Annotated in this window: 20 protein-coding genes; 12 read left to right on the top strand and 8 right to left on the bottom strand. The window is 63.2% G+C overall.

Annotated elements, in window-relative coordinates; all coding sequences use genetic code 11:
• Positions 1–23: 23 nt before the first annotated feature.
• Entirely contained in the window at positions 24–1,853 is a 1,830-nt protein-coding gene (locus tag B7Y49_RS12090; RefSeq protein WP_374127850.1) for an ABC transporter ATP-binding protein/permease, read from the top strand.
• Positions 1,854–2,003: 150 nt separating this feature from the next.
• Here B7Y49_RS12090 and B7Y49_RS12085 read toward each other — a convergent pair whose 3' ends face one another.
• Complete coding sequence (locus B7Y49_RS12085) at positions 2,004–2,876, bottom strand: hypothetical protein (protein ID WP_374127849.1); 873 nt, start codon at positions 2,874–2,876, stop codon at positions 2,004–2,006.
• Between the two features lie 114 nt (positions 2,877–2,990).
• Positions 2,991–3,809, bottom strand: coding sequence for a glucose 1-dehydrogenase (locus B7Y49_RS12080; RefSeq protein WP_374127848.1), 819 nt, complete (start codon positions 3,807–3,809; stop codon positions 2,991–2,993).
• A 49-nt stretch (positions 3,810–3,858) separates the two neighbouring features.
• On the opposite strand from B7Y49_RS12080, the gene recQ reads away from it, so the two are divergent.
• Genes recQ through B7Y49_RS12050 form a run of 6 tightly spaced genes read left to right on the top strand, consistent with a single transcriptional unit; the run spans position 3,859 to position 9,708 of the window.
• Positions 3,859–5,622, top strand: coding sequence for an ATP-dependent DNA helicase RecQ (gene recQ / locus B7Y49_RS12075; protein ID WP_374127847.1), 1,764 nt, complete (start codon positions 3,859–3,861; stop codon positions 5,620–5,622).
• Positions 5,619–6,047, top strand: coding sequence for a TIGR01244 family sulfur transferase (locus B7Y49_RS12070; RefSeq protein WP_374127846.1), 429 nt, complete (start codon positions 5,619–5,621; stop codon positions 6,045–6,047). Before recQ ends, B7Y49_RS12070 begins: the two co-directional genes overlap by 4 nt.
• On the top strand, positions 6,044–6,433 hold the full coding sequence (locus B7Y49_RS12065; protein WP_374127845.1) for a hypothetical protein: 390 nt from the start codon (positions 6,044–6,046) through the stop codon (positions 6,431–6,433). The genes B7Y49_RS12070 and B7Y49_RS12065 overlap by 4 nt, the downstream gene beginning before the upstream one ends.
• Before the next feature lie 10 nt (positions 6,434–6,443).
• Positions 6,444–7,421 (top strand): sterol desaturase family protein, encoded by a 978-nt coding sequence (locus B7Y49_RS12060; protein ID WP_374127844.1) that lies wholly within the window; start codon positions 6,444–6,446, stop codon positions 7,419–7,421.
• Entirely contained in the window at positions 7,355–8,941 is a 1,587-nt protein-coding gene (locus B7Y49_RS12055; protein ID WP_374127843.1) for a GMC family oxidoreductase, read from the top strand. Before B7Y49_RS12060 ends, B7Y49_RS12055 begins: the two co-directional genes overlap by 67 nt.
• 17 nt (positions 8,942–8,958) lie before the next feature.
• On the top strand, positions 8,959–9,708 hold the full coding sequence (locus B7Y49_RS12050; RefSeq protein WP_374127842.1) for a bifunctional 2-polyprenyl-6-hydroxyphenol methylase/3-demethylubiquinol 3-O-methyltransferase UbiG: 750 nt from the start codon (positions 8,959–8,961) through the stop codon (positions 9,706–9,708).
• A 170-nt stretch (positions 9,709–9,878) separates the two neighbouring features.
• On the opposite strand, the gene B7Y49_RS12045 is transcribed toward B7Y49_RS12050, so the two are convergent.
• The 4 genes from B7Y49_RS12045 to B7Y49_RS12030 all read right to left on the bottom strand — a co-directional run bounded on the left by B7Y49_RS12045 (position 9,879) and on the right by B7Y49_RS12030 (position 12,621).
• Entirely contained in the window at positions 9,879–11,321 is a 1,443-nt protein-coding gene (locus B7Y49_RS12045; protein WP_374127841.1) for an ammonium transporter, read from the bottom strand.
• Positions 11,322–11,331: 10 nt separating this feature from the next.
• Complete coding sequence (locus tag B7Y49_RS12040; RefSeq protein ID WP_374127840.1) at positions 11,332–11,670, bottom strand: P-II family nitrogen regulator; 339 nt, start codon at positions 11,668–11,670, stop codon at positions 11,332–11,334.
• Positions 11,671–11,853: 183 nt separating this feature from the next.
• Positions 11,854–12,060 carry a DUF2007 domain-containing protein gene (locus B7Y49_RS12035; protein WP_374127839.1) on the bottom strand — a complete coding sequence of 69 codons (207 nt, stop codon included), beginning with the start codon at positions 12,058–12,060 and terminating at the stop codon, positions 11,854–11,856.
• Positions 12,061–12,621 (bottom strand): pyridoxamine 5'-phosphate oxidase family protein, encoded by a 561-nt coding sequence (locus tag B7Y49_RS12030; protein WP_374127838.1) that lies wholly within the window; start codon positions 12,619–12,621, stop codon positions 12,061–12,063.
• Positions 12,622–12,667: 46 nt separating this feature from the next.
• On the opposite strand from B7Y49_RS12030, the gene B7Y49_RS12025 reads away from it, so the two are divergent.
• Positions 12,668–12,892 carry a type II toxin-antitoxin system CcdA family antitoxin gene (locus B7Y49_RS12025; protein WP_374127837.1) on the top strand — a complete coding sequence of 75 codons (225 nt, stop codon included), beginning with the start codon at positions 12,668–12,670 and terminating at the stop codon, positions 12,890–12,892.
• A gap of 7 nt (positions 12,893–12,899) precedes the next feature.
• On the opposite strand, the gene tldD is transcribed toward B7Y49_RS12025, so the two are convergent.
• Both tldD and B7Y49_RS12015 read right to left on the bottom strand, forming a co-directional pair.
• Positions 12,900–14,330: a metalloprotease TldD gene (gene tldD / locus B7Y49_RS12020; RefSeq protein ID WP_374127836.1), complete on the bottom strand. Its 1,431-nt coding sequence runs from the start codon at positions 14,328–14,330 to the stop codon at positions 12,900–12,902.
• Positions 14,331–14,374: 44 nt separating this feature from the next.
• The gene (locus tag B7Y49_RS12015; RefSeq protein ID WP_374127835.1) at positions 14,375–14,605 is read right to left on the bottom strand and encodes a zinc-finger domain-containing protein; all 231 of its coding nucleotides are present in this window, start codon (positions 14,603–14,605) and stop codon (positions 14,375–14,377) included.
• A gap of 99 nt (positions 14,606–14,704) precedes the next feature.
• Here B7Y49_RS12015 and B7Y49_RS12010 point away from each other — a divergent pair, with 99 nt between their 5' ends.
• The 4 genes from B7Y49_RS12010 to B7Y49_RS11995 form a co-directional block, all read left to right on the top strand.
• Complete coding sequence (locus B7Y49_RS12010) at positions 14,705–15,241, top strand: hypothetical protein (protein ID WP_374127834.1); 537 nt, start codon at positions 14,705–14,707, stop codon at positions 15,239–15,241.
• A 32-nt stretch (positions 15,242–15,273) separates the two neighbouring features.
• A complete protein-coding gene (locus tag B7Y49_RS12005; protein WP_374127833.1) occupies positions 15,274–15,654 on the top strand; it encodes a VOC family protein in 381 nt (126 codons plus the stop codon).
• 74 nt (positions 15,655–15,728) lie between these two features.
• Positions 15,729–16,655, top strand: a complete 927-nt coding sequence (locus B7Y49_RS12000; RefSeq protein ID WP_374127832.1) for an ABC transporter ATP-binding protein — start codon at positions 15,729–15,731, stop codon at positions 16,653–16,655.
• A 108-nt stretch (positions 16,656–16,763) separates the two neighbouring features.
• On the top strand, positions 16,764–17,847 hold a 1,084-nt coding region (locus tag B7Y49_RS11995), incomplete at its 3' end, for an L-aspartate oxidase (protein WP_374127831.1).

Genomic DNA, 17,847 nt, shown 5'->3' with positions numbered 1-17,847 from the left:
GGTCTGCCCCTACATGGTGGGCAATGCCGCCTGATCTTTCCTCCGCGTCCGACCGTCCCGAACCTCCGTTGTGGCCGATGCTGCGGCGGTTCTTGCCCTATTTATGGCCGAAGGATCAGCCCGCGCTGCGACTGCGCATCGTCATCGCGCTGCTGCTCGTCGTCCTGTCGAAGCTGGTGCAGGTGTACGGCGCGCCCTTCGCGCTGCAGGGCATCGTCAACGACATGGCAGCGGGCGATCGCGGCGCAACCACGCTGATCCTGGCGCTGGTGGTGAGCTATGCCGGGGCGCGCTTTGGTTCGGTGCTGTTCGATAATCTGCGCAATGCGGTGTTCGAGCGTGTGGGGCAGGATGCGACGCGGCGGCTGGCGGCGACGGTGTTTCGCCATCTCCACCAGCTGTCGCTGCGCTTTCACCTCGAACGGCGCACCGGTGCCGTCACCAAAGTGGTCGAGCGCGGCACCAAGAGCATCGATACGATGCTGTATTTCCTGCTGTTCAACATCGCGCCGACCTTGCTCGAACTGGTGCTGGTGCTGCAGATTTTCTATTCGAAGTTCGGGCTGTGGCTGGTGCTCGGCACTTTGGCGATGGTCGCGGTCTATATCGTCTTCACCCGAATCGTCACGGACTGGCGCAATGCGCTTCGTGCCCAGATGAACGATCTCGATACCGGCGCGGTTGCCCACGCGGTGGATTCGCTGCTCAATTTCGAGACGGTGAAATATTTCGGCGCAGAGGAGCGCGAAGCGACGCGTTATGACGGGGCAATGGCGGCCTATGCGACCGCGGCGGTGAAGAATCAGAACTCGCTCGCCTGGCTGAACATCGGCCAGTCGCTGATCACCAATCTGATGATGGCGGGCGGCATGGGGCTGGTCGTGTGGGGCTGGAGCCAGGGCCATTTCAACGCGGGCAACGTCGTGCTCGTCTCCACCCTGCTCGCCCAGCTGTTCCGCCCGCTCGATCTGCTCGGCATGGTCTATCGCACGATCCGTCAGGGCGTGATCGACATGGCGGCGATGTTCGACCTGATCGATGCCCCCGCCGAAGTGAAGGACGCGCCCGGCGCGCCCGATCTGATGGTGGGTGCAGGCCATGTCCGCTTCGAAAATGTCGTTTTCGATTATGATCCGGCCCGCCGCATCCTGAAGGGGATCGATCTCGATATTCCGGCGGGCAGCACGCTGGCGATCGTCGGGCCGTCAGGCGCGGGGAAATCGACGCTCGCGCGGCTGATGTACCGTTTCTACGATCTGACCAGCGGGCGGATCACGATTGACGGGCAGGACATCGCGGGGGTGACGCAGGCGTCTTTGCGTGCCGCGATCGGTATCGTTCCGCAGGATACCGTGCTGTTCAACGATACGATCGGCTATAACATCGGTTATGGCCGCGCGGATGCGAGCGAGGCCGAGATCGAGGAAGCCGCACGCGGCGCGCAGATCGCCGATTTCATCGCAGGCCAGCCCGGCGGTTACAACGCGCGCGTGGGCGAGCGCGGGCTGAAACTGTCGGGCGGCGAGAAGCAGCGCGTCGCTATTGCCCGCACGTTGCTCAAGAACCCGCCGATCCTGATCCTCGACGAAGCGACCAGCGCGCTCGATAGCCGCACCGAAAGCGACATTCAGGATACGCTGGAGGCAATCGGCAAGGGGCGGACCACCATCGTCATCGCCCACCGGCTGTCGACCGTCGTCAACGCCGATGAGATCGTGGTGCTGGAGGCAGGCCAAGTCGTCGAGCGCGGCACACATAATGCGCTGCTCCGCGAGAACGGGCTCTACGCCGAAATGTGGAACCGCCAGGCCCAGGAACGCGCCGAGGAAGAGGGCGTGCTCGCGGCGGAGTAAGGGTGCGACTAACCACGCTTGCCATCGCTTTCATGCCTTTTCCCTACCCCGTTAGCCCTGAGCGAAGTCGAAGGGCAAGCGCTGTACGTGGGCTTCGACTTCGCTCAGCCCGAACGGTGGTGGGCGTCATCAGGGAAACGCAGCAGCACCCTAGACACAGCTCAGCCTGATCGCCTTTGCCTTTTTGTCGAACACGATCGACGAGCATCCACCCAGCTGATCGCGCCCGATGATGATGACGTCGCGGCGCTCCTTCTTGCTCTTGGCAGTTACCACGATTTCCTCGGGATCGGCATCGGCATCGTCGATTCCGGCCACCGATCCGTTGTCGGCCACGCGCACCAGCATTGATTCAAGCGTGAGTGGCCCCACCACCAGCGGACGCGCCAGCCGGATGGTGCGCACCGGCCGGGCGACACCGAACGCGATCTCCGCCTTGTCGCCCGCCCCCACCAATTGCCCGCCAAGCACCTCGGCCAGCGCCGCGCCTGCACCGGCCGTTGCCAAGGTGCGCGGATGCTGCGGATCGAACAGGATCGAGATCGTGCGCCCGCCAACCACCACCCGCGTCATCGCCGGGCGGAACATCTGCTGGACGAGTGGCAGCGTGGCTGTGCGCTCCCCCGCCCCGGCAGGCTTCAACTGAAAGCGGATCAGATCGACCGGCAACCCACCTGGCCCCACCGCGCCGTCCGCACCCGAATCATAGCGGCGTTCGAACCACACCACGCGGCGCTTGAAGGAGGCGTTGCCGAACTGCAGCCGGGTAACGCCGCTTTCACCACGCACCTTCACCGGGCCGACCTTCACCGAAAAACCGAACAGGCCGCCGCGCAGGCCGATTCGCTGGGCATAATCGGGGTTGAGCGTTGGCGCGGCCGGCGCCCAGGGCGTGATTCGCATCTTGCCAGGCACGCCGCCTACCGTTGCGGCCACCACCCCGTCACCCCGCACCAGATATTCGCCCTGAATCGGCTTTGCGCCGCCGGCGATGCCGGGCAGTCCCGCTAAGACAACGATCAAGGCACTTCCGATCACACGAGCCGCTGGCAGCATCTCTTTTCCTGTCGATTGGGGTGGCATCATCACGATAGCCGAATTCCACCCGACAAGCGCGGCGAAAACAAGGCGATGTGGTTATCCCGGCGATGCAGCGGAGCCTGCGAGCAACCCGCCATCGATGTCGAATTCGCTGCCGGTGATGTACGTCGCCTCGTCGGACGCGAGGAACACCGTCATCGCCGCCACTTCCTCGGGCAGGCCAAAGCGCTTGAGCGGGGTGTCGCTGGTCAGCGCGATCATTCGTTCGGCACGGTCTGGCCCGTCGCCGAGCATCGGTTCCCAGATGCCCGTCAGGATCGCGGCCGGGTGCACCGAATTGCAGCGGACCTGCATCCCCTGCTGCGCGCACCACAGCGCCACCGATTTGGTGTGGTTGCGTACCGCCGCCTTGGACGAGGCATATGCCGCCGCCCCTGGAATCCCGACCAGCCCCGACCGTGACGACATGTTGATGATTGCCCCCGTACCCTGCGCGCGCATCGCCCGGATCGCATAGCGGCACCCGAGGAAGGTGCCATCAAGATTGACCCGGTGGACCCGGTGCCATTCGGCGAGCGTGGCATGTTCGGGATCATGCGGGCCGGTTGCATCCTCGAACCCCGTGATCCCGGCATTGTTGACCAGCACGTCTAGCCGCTCATCGCGCGCCAGCAATGCCGCCATCACGCTTTCCCATGCGGCTTCGTCGCCCACATCCAGCGGCAGGAAACGGGTATTGCCGCCAATCTCATTGGCTAGTGCAGCGCCCTCGTCACCATCGATATCGGTGATCCACACCGTCGCGCCTTCCGCAACGAAGGCGCGGACGATCGCCGCGCCGATGCCGCGGGCTGCCCCCGTGACGAGCGTAATCTTGCCATCGAGCCGGCGATGGCGTGCGATAAAGTCGGTCATCGTCAAAGCTCCCTTGCAGTGATGGCTGCTTGACCGGTAGCGCCAGAATATGGCCTCAACGCTCGACACGCTACAAAAGACCTTCGGCTTTCCCGGTTTTCGTGGGGTGCAGGGTGATGTCGTCGCGCGGGTGATGGCGGGGCAGAACACGTTGGCGGTGATGCCGACCGGCGCGGGGAAATCGCTTTGTTATCAATTGCCATCGGTGGTGCTGGAGGGAACGTGCGTCGTCGTCAGCCCCCTCATCGCGCTGATGCACGATCAGCTGCGCGCTGCCGACGCGATCGGCATTCGCGCCGCCACCTTGACGTCAGTCGACACCAACCAGGCGGAGACGGTCGCGCGGTTCCGGCGCGGCGAGCTCGATCTGCTTTATGTCGCACCCGAACGCGCATCGAACGACTCGTTCCGCAACCTGTTGCGGCAGGCACCGCTCGCCCTATTCGCAATCGACGAGGCGCATTGCGTCAGCGAATGGGGGCATGATTTCCGCCCCGATTACCGGCTGCTACGCCCCCTGCTCGACGAATTTGGCGATGTGCCCCGGCTCGCGCTGACCGCGACGGCGGACGCGCATACCCGCGCGGATATTCTTGAGCAGCTCGGCATTCCCAAGAACGGGCTGATCATTGCCGGGTTCGACCGGCCGAATATCCGCTACATGATCTCCCCACGCGATAACACCGCCCGCCAGATCATCGAGGTGATCCGCGATACCCCCGGCCCCGGTATCGTCTATGCTCAGACCCGCGCCGCCACCGAAAGGCTCGCCGAGCAATTGGCAAGCACCGGGCGACCAACCCGCGCCTATCACGCGGGCCTCGATCCCGCCGTGCGCGCGCGCAACCAGGCGGCGTTCGTCCGGTCTGAGGATATGGTGATCTGCGCAACGATCGCGTTCGGCATGGGCATCGACAAACCCGATGTCCGCTTCGTCGCGCATGCCGGGCTGCCCAAATCGATCGAGGCCTATTATCAGGAAACCGGTCGTGCCGGGCGCGATGGCGACCCCAGCGTCGCGCACCTGTTCTGGGGCGCGGAGGATTTCGCCCGCGCCCAGCAGCGAATCGCCGAAATCGAACCCGAGCGGCAGGCAACCGCGCGCGCCCAATTGCAGGCGCTTTCCGGGCTGGTCGAGACGGGCACGTGCCGCCGGGCGATGCTGCTGCGCCATTTCGGCGAAAATCCGCCCACCGAATGCGGCAATTGCGATAACTGCTTGTCGAAACCCGCGCTGATCGACGCAACCGAGCTGGCGCGCAAATTCCTGTCGGCGGTGTATCGCACCGGGCAGAGCTTTGGCGTCGGCCATCTGGAGAAGGTGCTGACCGGCGTCGCCGATGAACGCGTCGAGAAACTCGGGCATGAGCGGCTAAGCGTGTTCGGCATCGTTTCGCGCACCGAGGCCGCGCTGATCCGCCCCTTGTCGCGCGCGTTGCAGGCCCGCGGGTTGCTGACCACGACCGAACATGGCGGGCTGAGCCTGGGGGGCGATGCCCGCGCAGTGCTGAAGGGGGAGACGATGGTGCAGATCGTTGCCCCGCCGATCAAAAAAGCGAGCGGGCGCAGGCGTGCCGATGCCGCCGCCATGCCCAATGATCCGCTGTTCGAGGCACTGCGCACCAAGCGCCGCGATCTCGCCGCCGAGGCCAAGGTGCCGCCCTATGTGATCTTCCACGATTCGGTGCTGCGCGAGATGGCGGCGCTGAAACCCACCAGCCGTGCCGCACTGGGGCAGATCACGGGGATTGGCGCGCGCAAGATGGAGGCTTACGGTGACGCCTTTCTGGCCGTGATCCGGGAGTCTGCATGATCCGCCCTATTGATGAGACGATTTCGGTTGCCCCGCAAATCTCCCCCGCTGACGTGACCGATATTGCGCGCGCGGGCTTTACGATGATCATCAACAACCGTCCTGATGACGAGGAAATGGGACAGCCCGACGGTGCCGCCATCCAACTGGTCGCCGAGACGCTGGGCCTGGGCTATGTGGCGATCCCCATCACCCATGCCGGATTCTCGCACCCGCAGCTTGATGCTATGGCCACGGCGCTCGCCGAGGCGACTGGGCCGGTACTCGCCTATTGCCGATCGGGCACGCGGAGCTGCAACCTGTGGGCACTGGCGATGGCCAAGGGGGGTGCGGACCCCGACACGCTCGAGGAGAAGGCTGGCAAGGCAGGCTATGATCTGTCGGGCATCCGGCCGACACTCGACGCGCTTGCAGGCGCGCAATGAGCCTCACGCAGCTGATCATTTCCCTGGTCGGCGTGCTTGGCCTCGCGCTGATCGCGCGGCTGTTGCGGCTTGGCGAGGGAAAGATCGCGAGTGAGGACGATGCCTGCCGGATCGCCGAAGAAATGCTCTCCGGGTTCGAGGCACAGCGGGCGATCGTCAGCAAGGATGGGGATGCCGCATTGGTCGGCGGCAATGGTACCGTCGCGGTGCTGAAACGGCACGGGGCGAAGGTCGCTGCCCGACGCCTGCTACCGCCGCTCGCGATCCGCGACGCACCCGAGGGCGTGACGATCGACACCGGCGAACGCCTGTTCGGTTCGGTGACGCTGATCAACGTTTTTCCCGATGATGCGCGCGCACTGGCAGCGCCACTGACACTGGTGTAAGCAGGCTGATATGGAATTGCCCGATCCCGTTCAGCTGGCCGTCCCCGCCTTCATCCTGCTGGTGCTGGCGGATATGCTGGTGGCCTGGGCGCGCGATAAGACACGGTATGAGCCAAAGGACACGCTGACGTCGCTGTCGCTGGGGCTCGGCAGCACGGTGGCCGGCGCGATTCTGGGCGGCGCCGCTTATGCGATCGCGACCTGGGTCGCGCAGTTCCGCCTCTTCGACATCGGCTATCAATGGTATTGGTTCGTCATCGCCTTTGTGATCGACGACCTTGCCTATTACGCCTTTCACCGATCCGCCCACCGCGTCCGCTGGTTCTGGGCGAGCCATGTCATCCATCATTCGAGCCAGCATTATAATCTGTCGACCGCGTTGCGGCAGACCTGGACGGGCTTTTTCTCGCTTGGCTTCCTGTTCCGGCTGCCACTGTTCCTGATCGGCTTTCCGCCGCCGCTCGTGTTTTTCGTGGCGGGGATCAACCTGGTCTATCAGTTCTGGATTCATACCGAGGTGATCGATCGGATGCCGCGCTGGTTCGAAGCGGTGATGAACACACCGTCACACCACCGGGTCCATCACGCCACCAACCCGCGCTATCTCGACAGCAATTATGCGGGTGTCTTCATCATCTGGGACAAGATGTTTGGCAGTTTCGTCGCCGAGCGTGACGATGATCGCCCGCGCTACGGCATCGTCAAGCAACTCGGTAGCTTCAACCTGCTTTGGGCCGCGTTCCATGAATGGATCGGCATCGCTAAAGATGTGTGGGCAGCACCGGGCCTGCGCGCCAAGCTGGGGTATATAGCGATGCCGCCAGGCTGGAGCCATGACGGCAGTCGGGAAACATCCGAATCGATCAAACAACAATGGCTCGAGCGCGAAGCACGCGACCGGGTGGTGCGAGGGGAAGAAACTTGGAAGAAGCCGATATCGTCGTCGTCGGGGGTGGATCAGGCGGGAGCGCCGTCGCCAGCCGCTTAAGCGAAAACGGTAAGTACAAGGTTGTCCTGCTCGAAGCGGGCGGCAAGAACACCGGCTATCGCACGCGTATTCCCGGCTTTGTCGCCTTCCAGACCCCAAAGACCAATTGGGGTTTTGAAACGGTACCCCAACCCGGCCTGAATGGGCGGCGCGGTTATCAGCCGCGTGGCAAGGGGCTCGGCGGATCGTCCGCAGTCAACGGCATGGTCTATATCCGCGGCAATCGATGGGATTACGACAATTGGGCCGCTATCGGCTGTCCCGGCTGGTCGTATGACGAGGTGTTGCCTTATTTCAAACGATCGGAGGCAAACGTCCACGGCGCCAATGAATTCCGTGGCGGTGATGGCCCACTCTGCGTCAGTGACCAGGTATCGCCGAATCCCGGATCGCTCGATTTCGTCGAGGCCGGGGCCAGCTTGCAGATTCCGCGCAACGATGATTTCAATGGCGCTCGGCAGGAAGGGATCGGTCTTTTCCAGGTCACCCAGAAGAACGGCGAACGCTGGAGCGCTTCGCGGGCGTACATCGAACCACACAAGGACCGACCCAATCTGCAGGTGATGACCAACGTCACCGCTGAACGCGTATTGTTCGATGAAGGGCGCGCCTGGGGCGTTGCCTATACCCAAGATGGCGAGGCGCGTGAAATCAGGGCGCGACACGCCGTGGTGCTGGCGGGCGGCGCGTTCGGCACCCCGCAATTGTTGATGTTGTCCGGCATCGGGCCCGCCCTGCATCTGCGCACGATGGGGATTGCGGTACGGGTCGATCGGCCTGAAGTTGGCGGTAACTTGCAGGATCACCTCGACTATTCAGCCGCTTTTGAGTGCGACGATACCCGTTTCATCGGCCAATCACTGACGGGGCTGGTTAATTCGGCGATCGGCGTCATCGATTGGTTCCGCAAACGCAGCGGCGCGATGACGACCAATTATGCCGAAGCGGGCGGCTTCCTGAAGATCGATCCTCAGGCACCGGCCCCTGAAATCCAACTGCATTTCTTCCCGGTCGCGCTGGAGGATCATGGCCGCACGGTGGTGAAGGCGCATGGCTATTCCGGCCATGTTTGCGTGCTCCGGCCCGAGAGCAAGGGGACGGTGCGGCTCGCCTCGATCGATCCGCGCGCGGCGCCGCTGATCGATCCGCAGTTCCTGTCCGATCCGCGAGACCTCGCGCTCCTGAAACAGGGCGTGAAGGCGATGTACAGGATTATGGAAACGCCGCCGATGACCAACTACAAGGGCCGCGACCGTAACCCGATCGATCTGAATGACGATGATGCGCTCGAACGGCTGATCCGCGCGCGCGCGGACACCATCTATCACCCGGTCGGCACTGCCCGGATGGGGTCCGACGACGGGGCGGTCTGCGATCCGAAGCTGCGCGTGCGCGGGGTGACGGGCCTGTACATCGCCGACGCGTCGATCATGCCCAAGCTCGTCTCGGGCAACACCAACGCCCCGTCGATCATGATCGGCGAACGCTGTGCCGATTTCATACTGGCGGACCTCGGTTGATCGCCTAAAGCACGGGCGTGGATAGAAAAGACTGGAATCGCATCGGGCTGGTCGCGGCCATTTTCCTCGTGCCCGGCGGCTTTGTGCTCGGCGCGACCCTCGCCGCACGTCGGGCGGGCAAGGCGATCAGCGATGCTGGTGCGAAGCCTGATAGCGACACCACTGGGCCTGCAGCCGACGGATCAACGCTGGAATTTTATCAATCCAACGCGTCGACCTATGTCGAGGCGCGGCCAGCCATTATGTCGCCAGACCTTCTTGAATTCCTGCCGCGCTTGAAACCGGGCTCGCTCATTCTCGAGCTGGGATGTGGTAGCGGACATGACGCCGCCGAGATGGAACGACGGGGGTTCCGGGTCGATGCCACCGACGGCGTCCCGGCAATGGCCACGATTGCGAACGAGCGGCTTGAAGCAGGTGCTCGCGTTCTTCGGTTCGATGATCTCGATGCGACAGACCACTATGATGCGGTCATTGCCTGTGCCTCGCTGCTGCACGTCCCCATCGACGAACTCCCCGCTGTGCTTCGGCGGGTGTGGAGCGCGTTGAAGCCGGGCGGCTGGCATTTCGCGAGCTTTAAGACGGATGGCCAGCCCGGGTGGGACAAGCACGGGCGGTACTACAACTACCTCAATCGCGCCGGTGCGATTGAGGCCTATGAAGCCGCCGGCGCATGGGCGTCTCTGAGCTTTCAGAACTATGACGGCACCGGTTATTTCAGCGAACCCGCCCGATGGCTGACCATTACGGCCCAAAAACAGCCTTGATCTGCGGCATGGGGCTGATGTGGCTCTTCAACTTTTTCGCGATGTCGCGTTCCGGCAATCAAGCGGCGAAACCCATAAAAAAAGGGCCGGTGCGTTGCCGCACCGGCCTGAGGATGTTCGCAGGAGGAACCTCTTGGGGGGCGCACCTCTTCGGGTGCGCCCCGATCTTGTTAGTAGTTATAGGCGCGTTCGCCGTGTTCATTGATGTCGAGCCCTTCGGCTTCGACTTCAGCGGATGGACGCAGGCCAATCGTGTATTTGAGCGCTAGGAACAGGATCAGCGAGACAACGCCCGACCAGGCCAGCGTGATGCCGACCGCCTGCACCTGCACCATCAACTGCGCCATGATATCGTACTTCTCAGGATAGAAGCCGGCTGGCGACACGGTGTAGTCGAAATAGCCCTGGCCACCGAGCGATGGTGCCGCGCAGATCGCGGTACCCAGCGCGCCGACGATCCCGCCGACGCAGTGGACGCCGAACACATCGAGCGTATCATCATATTTCAGCGCCTTCTTCACCGTCGTGACGAAGAAGAAGCAGACAATCGACGCGACGAAGCCGAGTACGATCGAAGTCATCGGCGCGGCATAGCCGCTCGCCGGTGTGATCGCGACCAGCCCGGCGACCGCACCTGTTGCCGCACCGAGCAGCGAAGGCTTGCGGTGGATGACCTGTTCCAGCACCGCCCAGGCAATCGCCGCTGCCGCCGTGGCGACATAGGTATTGATGAAGGCAACCGTGGTCACGCCATTGGCTTCCAGGTTGGACCCGGCGTTGAAGCCGAACCAGCCAACCCACAGCAAGCTGGCGCCGATCATCGTCATCGTCAGCGAATGCGGTGGCATCGGTTCCTTGTTATAGCCAAGCCGTGGCCCGATCACGAGGCAGCCGACGAGACCGGCGATCCCTGCATTGATGTGCACCACGGTGCCGCCTGCGAAATCGAGCGCGCCTTTGCCCCACAGATAACCGGCATCGCTTGGGTTGGCGGGGAGGAAATCAGGGCCAGCCCAATACCATACCATGTGCGCGACCGGGAAATAGACGAGTGTCAGCCAGGCGACGACGAAGATCATCAGCGGCGTGAACTTCACGCGCTCCGCAAACGCGCCAACGATCAGCGCCGGGGTGATGCATGCAAAGGTCATCTGGAAGATGACAAAGGCATATTCGGGCAGATAAACGCCGTTGGAGAAGGTTGCAGCGAGTGTGGTCGCATCGACCCCCTGCAGCATCACTTTGGCGAAACCACCCACAAACGGCGCCGTTGCGCCGCTGCCCGCGGTGAAGGCCATTGAATAGCCCCAGCATACCCAGACAAGGCTGGCGACCGAGACGATCATCAACACCTGCATCAGCACTGACAGCATATTCTTGGTGCGCACCAAGCCGCCATAAAACAGCGCAAGGCCCGGCACCGACATCATCAGCACGAGCACTGACGAGATCAGCATCCAGGTGGTATCACCCTTGTTGACCATCGCCGCAGTGGGCACGAACGGGGCGGCGGGTGCCGCTGCGGCGGCAGCTTCCTGCGCCCATGCGGGCAGGGCAGCAACCAACGCAGCGCCCGCCCCCAACATACCGGCAAATTTCATCGAACGCGTCATCATTGCCCCCTTAAAGCGCGGTCATGTCGGTTTCGCCGGTGCGAATGCGCACCGCCTGACCAACGTCGAGTACGAAAATCTTGCCATCGCCGATCGCGCCGGTGTTGGCGGCCGCCTGCACCGTTTCGATGACACGCGGCATCAGATCGTCCCCACAAACGATCTCGATCTTGATCTTGGGCACCATGTTGGTGGTGTATTCGGCCCCCCGATAGATCTCGGTCTGGCCCTTTTGCCGACCGAAACCCTTCACCTCCGACACGGTCATGCCCGCAACGCCGATATCGGTCAGCGCCTCGCGAACCTCATCGAGCTTAAACGGTTTGATGATGGCAATGACTAGTTTCAAGCGCCTGTCCCCCCAAAGCGAAAGCGTGCTTGTGCAGCACAGCAATTGCCGTGCCAGACGCAAGATTATCGCAGTTTTGCGGGTTTTTGCGCAATCAGCGGTCGCCAAATCCGGTGGCACGAGTCAATTTTTTGTGCAGTTGCGAAGTAGTGCCCGAAAAACAGGCAGGCATCCTGCCCCTGTTTAGCGGGCGACAGAGGCGACAATCGCTCGGGCAGCGGCGAAATCATCCTCGTGCACCATGACTCGCACCGGGATGAAGAACTGGCTGCCATCGGCGATGCTGGCATTACCGTCGAAGGCAATGGCGGGGATATCCTCCGATTCGAGTCGGCCGATCAGAATATGCGCTTCGTTACGATCGAAACGGCCGAGTTCGACAAGCGCCATTCAATCGGCCGCGTTGAGCAAAACGGTCTGGACACGCACGGGCAGCCCATCGATGCTTTTGTTGCGCTGGGCAATGACGGCGAGCCGCTCCTCGGGCACCTGCTGGGCGTGGAAACGGACGAGCGTGTCGCGTTCCTTCTCAAGCGTCATCTTCGGCACCGCCCAGCCGCAACTGGTTTGCAGACTATCGACATGAATATCGAAAATCTGGCGCGTGCCGGGCAGCTTCGGGAAATGCACGGCCAGCTCATCGAACCCCGGATCGCCGATCACGGTATAGGTTCCGCGCCCGTACAGCCGGAGGATCAGCGCGGGATTATCAAACGCGCAGAACATGATCGTGATTCGCCCATCGACACTGAGATGCGCCTGCGTCTCGTTTCCCGATCCGCCCAGATCGAGATACGCAACCCGGTTGGGCCCGAGCACGCGGAACACATCCATGCCCTTGGGGCTGACATTGACCCGGCACCCTTCCGCCGCCGTGCCGACGAAAAAGACGGGCTGTTTGGCGATGAAGGTGCGGTGCTTGTCGTCGATCGCGGTGAAGAATTCGGCCATGCTGGTCTCGCTTGGAAATTGGCACGCCCCAGCTTAGTCTGATCGCATGCCGATCGCCAATCCACCTCGGCAGCCGGTTACCTTCCAGGCTGATAAGCGCGCGGTCGAACTTGCCGTAGAGCTGGGGGTCGATGTTCAGTCGGTCTGCGAGCAGGCGCTCCGTGTCGAGGTTGCTCGCCGGTTTCAGGAAGATAATCGCAAGGTGATGGAGGCCTGGAACGTCTGGATCGAGCAGAACGGGCTACCGCTCGAGCGGTATCGCCTGTTCTGATCCTAGCCTAAACCGCCGTCCCGCCCACCGTTAGCCCATCGACGAGCAGCGTTGGCTGCCCGACACCGGCGGGCACGCTTTGCCCGCCCTTGCCGCACATGCCGACGCCTTCGTCGAGCGCCATGTCGTCGCCGATGCCGATCACGCGAGTGAGGACGCTAGGGCCATCGCCGATCAGCGTTGCACCCTTGATCGGGCTGCCCAGTTTGCCGTTCTCGACTAGATAGGCCTCGGTGCAGGTGAACACGAATTTGCCCGACACGATATCGACCTGCCCGCCGCCGAACGACTTGGCGAAAATGCCCTTTTTCACGCGGCTCAGCAGCTCGGCGGGGTTATCGCGTCCGCCGCGCATGAAGGTGTTGGTCATCCGTGGCATCGGCGCGTGCTGGAAGCTTTCGCGGCGGCCATTGCCCGTGGGGGCGACGCCCATCAGCCGCGCATTGAGCCGGTCCTGGATATAGCCTTTCAAGATGCCGTCCTCGATCAGGATGTTCTCCTGCGTCGGCGTGCCTTCGTCATCGATCGAGAGTGACCCGCGCCGATCGGCGATCGATCCGTCATCGATCACCGTCACGCCGGGTGCAGCGACGCGCTCTCCGATACGGCCCGAAAAGGCGCTGGTGCCCTTGCGGTTGAAATCACCCTCAAGCCCATGGCCGATCGCCTCATGCAGCAAAATGCCCGGCCAGCCGGGGCCGAGCAGCACGGTCATCTCGCCCGCCGGGGCATCGACCGACTCGAGGTTGACGAGCGCCTGCGCCAGCGCCTCATCGATCGCACGGTTCCAGGTTTCTGGTCCCATCAACCGATCGTAGAGATAGCGCCCGCCAAGGCCGAAGCTGCCGGTTTCGCGCCGACCGTTCTGCTCGACCACGATCGAGACGTTCAGGCGCACGAGCGGGCGGATATCGGTGGCAACGAACCCGTCGGCACGGACGATTTCCACCACATTCCACTGACCCGACAGTGATACCGATACCTGCGCGACACGCGGATCGCGGGCGCGGGCAGCCGCGTCGATCGTCTGGCACAAATTCACCTTGTCGGCGAAAGGCACGAGATCGAGTGGATCGCTGTCGGTATATAAATGCCGGTTGGTCGCGCGCGGCGGGGGCGCCTTGGCGGATTCGGAAGGATCAATCAGCGCCATCGTCTCCGCCGCGCGGCCGATCGCTGCCCCGCTCAGTTCATTGGCATGGGCAAAGGCGGTCGTCTCGCCAGATACGGCGCGCAGGCCAAAGCCGCTCTGCGTATCATAGCTCGCCGTCTTCAGCCGCCCGTCATCAAAGCCGAACGCCTCGGTCTTGCGATATTGCAGATAGAGTTCGCCATCATCGGCACGCGCCAGCGCGCTGGCGGTGAGGCGTTGCGCCTCTGCGGGGTCGAACTGGCCGGTGGGATACAGGTAGCGGCGGGGATCGGGCATGTTGGTCATCCCCGGCAATATAGGGCGGCCCCGAGCAACGTCGAGGGGGGAGCTTACACGCTGGCGCCAGCCGGATGATCGGGCAGCGCCGATTGATCCGCGCCATCGGCGGCACCGCCGATCAGCACGAATCGCCGGTCGCAATAGCCGCAATCGACATAGCCATGCTCGTCGATCTGCAGCCACACGCGGGGGTGGCCAAGCGACGCGGGAATGCCGTCATGCGCACCGTCACAGGCAACGCGGGGGCCGGTGACGCGGGTGATTTCGGGTGGCGGGACCATGATCGGTGCGATAGCAACCGTGTCGGCGTGCAGCAAGCGCGCGCATTCAATCGGGCGGGGCAACAGGCAATGATCACCAGGCTATTGACTGCGATCGGGTTGGCGATTCTTGCCCTGACAGGGCCGGCGAGCGCGCAAACGCCCCCTGCAGTGGTGACGCCGACCACGATCCGCGCCACCTTGGTAGGCAACTGGCAGGGCAAGCTGGAGTATCGCGATTACCAAGCCGATCGCTGGTTCGGGATTCCCGTAAAGGTGTCGATCGAGATGATGCGCGACGGCCTCACGCTGGTCCGCCATGCCGATTTCGATGATGGTCCCAAGGCCGGAATCGTCACGATCACGACAATTGCGCTGCTCGATCCGGCAACCAGCCGCGAACAGGCCGCGAGCTTTCGCAAAGGCCGCGAGACGGAAGTCACGACGGCCACGTTGCGGCTGATTCGCACCGACGCGCTCGACCGCTGGACGCTTGAGGAATCCAGCGACGGCACCGATGATGATCGCCCCGCGCGGATTCGCGAAACCACAAAGCGCGACGGTGGAACGATGGTCACCCTGAAGGAAGTCGATTTCCTCGATGACACAGGCGAGACCTGGCTGACCCGCAATCGCACCACGCTGACTCGCGAGTAAAGCCCGCACGTTCGGCACTGGAGGAGCATGTGATGTCCGACACCCTTTCGATTGGCGCGTTCGCCATCGTGCCGAGCAACGATCTGCCCAGTGCCATTCCGTTTTGGGAGCGACTGGGCTTCGCGCGCACCGGCGGATCGCACGATTATATCATCATGACCGGCTGGGGATGCGAAGTGCACCTTACCCAGGCCGGCACTGGCCCGTGGCGCGTGCCGGCCGACCATAATCCGTTCGGCGTTTTCATCCGCACGCCCGATGTCGACGCCATTGCCGCGCGAGTCGACGATCTGATCATCCGTCCGGGCGGGGTGCTGCGCCACCGCGAATGGGGCCTGTACGAAGTTGGCATTGCCGGACCCGATGGCCTTCTGGTCCGGATCGGCTGGCCGTCGTCGCTCATTCGGGGATAGGTCCGGACGACGCGCACCTCGATACCCACCGAAAATATTTGGCGACGCCGCCTTCGCGGCTTAAGCGGCTTAGCATGACCGATGCCGCCATTTCGATCGACCGCCTGTCCAAAACCTATAAAGGCGGCAAGCGCGCGCTCGACGAAGTGAGTTTTGATGTACCGCGCGGGCAGATTTTCGGGCTGCTCGGTCCCAATGGCGCGGGCAAATCGACACTGATCAACATTCTGGCGGGCCTTGTGAACAAGACCGGCGGCAGCGCATCGATCTGGGGCTTTGATATCGACAAGCACCCGCGCAATGCCAAGGCATCGATCGGCATCGTCAACCAGGAGATCCTGTTCGATCCGTTCTTCACGCCGGTGGAGACGCTGGAGATCCAGGCCGGGCTGTACGGCGTACCCAAGGCCAAAAGGCGATCGATGGAATTGCTGCGCGCGGTTCATCTAGAAGACAAGGCCAATGCCTATGCCCGCACGCTGTCGGGCGGCATGAAACGGCGCCTGATGGTGGCCAAGGCGATGGTCCACACGCCCCCGGTGCTGGTACTCGACGAGCCAACCGCAGGCGTCGATATCGAGCTGCGCAAACAATTATGGGATTATGTCCGCGAATTGAACGCGGGCGGCGTGACGGTCGTGCTGACCACGCATTATCTGGAAGAGGCCGAGGAGCTCTGCGACCGGATCGCGATCATCAACCACGGCAAGCTGATAGCCAACGAACCCACCCGCGCGCTGGTGGGCATGGCGACCGAAAAGCTTGTCGAGGTGACGGTCGACCGCGACGTCGTGACGCCGCCTGACGCGCCGTGCTTCCAGAAAATCGAGCTGAAGGGCGATCGCACGCTGGCGATCACGTACCGCAAGGACATCGCCAATGCGGGCGAAGTGCTCGCGGCAGTACAGGCCAGCGGCTATGGCATTGTCGACGTATCGACGCGCGAGGCCGATCTGGAAGATGTATTCCTCAACCTGACGCGGGCGTCGAACGTGGCCTAGCCCCCCCTTCACCCATTCGTCCCGAGCATCGTCGAGGGACGTGCCGCAAGCGCTGCGCAGGGTGTCTCGACTTCGCTCGACACGAACGGTTAGGAAGGACCGGTGTCAATGAACCAATCCGACGTCCTTATCATCGGCTCCGGTGCCGCCGGCCTCACCGCCGCGCTGAATCTTGCCGACCAATTCAAGGTCACCGTTCTGGCCAAAGGCGGGCTGAACGAGGGGTCGACTGCTTGGGCGCAGGGCGGAATCGCGGCTGTTCTGGAGCCGGGCGACACCTTTGACAGCCATATCGAGGATACGATGATTGCCGGTGCGGGCCTGAACGACCGCGCGACCGTCGAATTCGTCGTCGAAAGCGCGCCAGCCGCCATTGCGCGGCTCGCCGAGCTGGGCGTGCCGTTCAATATGGAGGGTAATCTTCCTCATCTCACCCGCGAGGGCGGGCATAGCCACCGGCGGATCGTGCATGTCGATGACGCGACTGGCTGGGCGGTGCAGGAAGCATTGCAGCGCGCCGCCGATCTCCACCCCAATATCACGCTCGTGCCCGATATGGTCGCGATCGATCTCGCGACCGGCAAGCATGAGGCACGCTATTCTGGATCGGGCCATGTCTGGGGCGTCTATGCCGTCAACCGCGCGACCGGTCGGGTGGAACTGTTCACCGCGCGCGCGACGATCCTAGCGACGGGCGGGGCCGGGCGCACCTATCTGTTTTCGACTGCGCCACGCGGCGCGACCGGTGACGGTATCGCGATGGCGTGGCGCGCGGGCTGCCGCGTCTCCAACATGGAGATGATGCAGTTCCACCCGACCTGCCTGTACAACCTCGACGTCAAAAATTTCCTGATCACCGAAGCCGTACGCGGTGAGGGCGGGCATCTGCTGATCCCTGAAACTGGCTACCGCTTCATGCCCGATTTCGACCCCCGGCTCGAGTTGGCCCCGCGCGACGTGGTCGCGCGCGCGATCGACGACCGCAAGGAGGCGCTCTACCGCGACCTCGATGCGGTCTGGGACGGCCGGGCGCGGCGCTTGAACCAGCGACTTGTCGACGGGGGACTGCCGGTTCAAGTGGCCAACATGTCGGCGCTCTGGGTGGTCTGTTACAAGCAACCGTCGCGCTACAATTGGATGCTGCAATATTATCTGCGGACGCAAGGACTGGCGCTGAGCTGGGTCGGCACCG

It is taken from the genome of Sphingomonas sp. 28-62-11, assembly GCF_002278865.1.
In the GTDB taxonomy this organism is placed as follows: domain Bacteria; phylum Pseudomonadota; class Alphaproteobacteria; order Sphingomonadales; family Sphingomonadaceae; genus Sphingomonas.
The sequence above is the reverse complement of the archived record's forward strand: the minus strand, read 5'-3'. Positions and strand labels throughout refer to the sequence as shown.